Here is a 3366-nt window from a genome sequence, read left to right on the forward strand (position 1 = left end):
CCAAAAGCGCTGGCGAAAACATCGGCAAACATACTTGGTAAAACGGTTATATTTTTAATTATTATAAAAATAGTCATAAGAATATAAGCGCAAGCCATTATTGGAACCATTATATCTAATACCTTTACTGTTGCTCTTTTTCTTAAAACGATTATAGCGCCAAGTATAGTTAGAATAGCCGCAGTAATCCACGGACTAATTCCAAAACTATGATTAAAAGATGATGTTACAGAATTACCGACTACTTGGCTTATTCCCGCCCAACAAATAAGACCAGAAATAGCAAAAAGAATAGCTATAATCTTGTATATTCCGCCACTTTTAAAATGAGATTTACCGTCAGTAGAAACTATATTTGCTTCTTTATCTAAATCAGAAACAAAAGCGTCTTCGGATTTTATAGAAGCGATAAGCCTGCATCTATTAATATAGTATGCTGGACCGCCTCGCCATCCGCCGTAAAGAGGGTCTTTTTCTTTATATATTTGCGCAAGAACAGTCTCTACAAAAGCCGATGAAGCTCCTACCAATGCCGTAACCCACATCCAAAATACAGCGCCCGGACCTCCGAAGGTTATAGCTGCAACTACGCCCGCAAGATTTCCCATACCCACTCTGGTTGCAGTCGCAACCATCAATGCTTGCCAACCAGATATAGCATCTTTATCCTTGGCGTTTTGTTTTTTAGTGACATTACGAATCATTTCTGGAAACATGCTAAACTGAATCCCTTTAAGTTTAATAGTAAAGAAAATTCCAGCTCCAATTAGAAGAACTATTAGCAAAGTCAAACTAAATTGCGTTTCCCCATCGTTAAAATCCAAAACGACTAATTCCCCCCAAAAAACATCATTGAGAGCGGTTACGACCTTTACTATAAAATCTTTAAACCAATTTAAAATTACCATAAAATGGTCCCCCTATTAATTAAATTATTTATACTATTAGTATAGCAAATTTTTTTGAAAAAGTCAAATATTTTAAAAAAAAAAAAAATAATTTTATAAAATAAAAATACTTAATATATTTGCTATTTTTTTATTTATAATTTATAATTTATAATAATACTATATATGATAATATAAGAACGGAGATATAATATGGTAAATACTAAATTTAACGATACTGACAGAGCGATAATAAAATCATACGAATATGCAGTTAAAGGAATATCAAATATTTTTGGAAATGCATGCGAAGTTTTGGTTCATTCTTTAGAAAATTATGAAAATGCGGTAGTATATATAGAAAACGGACATAATTCTTCTCGTTCTACGGGAGCGCCTATAACAAATTTAGCTTTGGAATTAATAAACGGCTCGAGTAAAACGAAAAAATTTTTAGAACCTTATGAATCAAAATTTCCAAATGGTGATAGATGCAAATCCGTAACTATACCAATAAAAAATAATGAAAAGCTTATAGGTTTATTATGTATTAATTTTAATATGGAAGTTAGCGTATTTGATTTTGCTAAACAATTCTTTGTCAATGATAATATACAAACCGATAATATACAAACTATAGATGATAATTTGGAAAATTATAGCGCTAATATAGAGGATATGATGAAATCAATATTAGAAAAGAATATAAATAGTATAATACTTGATATGTCCATACCAAATCAAGATAAAAATAAGGAAATTATATTAAAACTTCATGAAGTAGGATTTTTTCATTTAAAAGGTTCTGTGGAATATTTAGCCGAAAAACTTCAAATATCGGAACATACCGTTTATTCCAATATAAGAAAATATACTAAATCCAATTAATTTAAAATAATTTATATATAATTAAAAATTTAAATATATATTTATTTTAATAATTATTATATAATATTTGAATTGTTTTAAATATTGCTTAATGCGGGAATTTTAAAAATGATTAAATTTTTTCAAAGTCAATCGACAGAGGCGAGGCGCGACTTAATACTTCATGGCTCTATTAAGAATACTTTAATTATGCTTTCAATACCAACTCTTATGATGGGTTTGGTTCAGTCTATGGTTCCACTTATGGACGGACTTTTTTTAAATAATGTGGCGGGCAGATTAATCGCAAGCAGCATCAATTTTGCAGAGCCTATTATAAATATGATGACGGCTTTGTCTCAAGGTTTGGGCGTTGCGGCTATGGCGATAGTCGGACAGTATAACGGACTCGGAGATTTTAAGAACGCAAAAAAAGTTTCAACACAAATTGTAGTTTCGGGAATTCTATTCGGAATCGCTATGGGACCGACTTTGTATATAGTAAGTATTTTGGTTTCAATGAATTTGCAAGAAGGAGTAAAAGAAAGCGTTTTTCAATATTTGTCTTTATACAGTTTCGTTATGCCAATGACATTTATGGCGGCTATTTATAACGGTTTGAAGAACGCGAGCGGTAAACCAGAAGCGACTTTTATAAGAATGCTTTTACTCTTGGTTTTTAAGATAATATTTAATTTTATTTATGTTTATTTTTTGCAATTAAAAATACTCGGAAGCGTTTTGGCATCTTTTTCCACATATTCTTTAATAAGCGTTTGGATGTATTACGATTTATTTATTAAAGAAAGCGAAGACAAACTTACTTTAAAAGGATTTAAATTTGACGCGTCTATACTCAAACAACTTATGATTATAGGAATTCCATCGATGCTTACGACATTTTTAAGCAATTTCGGATTTTTTCTAATCAATAGCGAAGTTGAAAAATACGGGCAGATTGTCCTAAACGGAAACGGAATAGCGAATAATATAACGGCGGTTTGTTTCAATATGCCAGCGGCTTTCGGCTCCGCGGTTACCACTATGGTAAGTATGAATATCGGAGCGCAATACGCGGAGAAAGCGAAAAAATCATGCTATATGGGAATAATAATGAGTATTATAACTTCTATTACTTTAATCGCAATAATTCTTCCGTTATCGAAATATATGACGATTTTATTTACAAGAGACGCGGAAGATTTGGCAATCGCAAACGGCGCGCTTCCAATTTACGCGTTATCTATTATAGGTTTCGGAGTCACTATGGTAGTTCAAGGAGCTTTAATCGGACTCGGCAGAACGAGAGTTCCTTTATTTATAAGCATTTTAAGAATTTGGTTTTTTAGATATATATTTATTTTGGCGACATCGAGTCATTTGCATTATTGGTCGGTATTTTACGGAAATTTATTTTCAAACACAATGGCGGGAATAGTGACTTTTATTATAATTCTAAACACTCCTTGGCGTTCGGTTATAAATATGAATACTCAAAATATATTTATTTTAAGAGCGAAACTTTTTTCCGACAGAGTAAGCGCAGCGTTGTTTCCTAAAAATGTAGGCAAACGAAAAGATTATAATATCAAAATGAAAAACACCGCCTAAA

General features: G+C 31.6%; 2 protein-coding genes and 1 pseudogene. 2 read left to right on the forward strand and 1 reads right to left on the reverse strand.

Features of this window, described 5'->3' with window-relative positions:
- On the reverse strand, positions 1-908 hold a 908-nt coding region (locus EZH24_RS08970; RefSeq protein WP_137998821.1), incomplete at its 3' end, for an alanine:cation symporter family protein.
- A 192-nt stretch (positions 909-1100) separates the two neighbouring features.
- Here EZH24_RS08970 and EZH24_RS08975 point away from each other — a divergent pair.
- Positions 1101-1775, forward strand: a complete 675-nt coding sequence (locus tag EZH24_RS08975) for a helix-turn-helix transcriptional regulator (protein WP_137998822.1) — start codon at positions 1101-1103, stop codon at positions 1773-1775.
- Between the two features lie 108 nt (positions 1776-1883).
- A pseudogene (locus tag EZH24_RS08980) lies at positions 1884-3356 on the forward strand (MATE family efflux transporter); the annotation flags it as partial.
- Between the last annotated feature and the right edge of the window lie 10 nt (positions 3357-3366).

Source organism: Brachyspira catarrhinii (assembly GCF_005518285.1).
Taxonomy (GTDB): domain Bacteria; phylum Spirochaetota; class Brachyspiria; order Brachyspirales; family Brachyspiraceae; genus Brachyspira; species Brachyspira catarrhinii.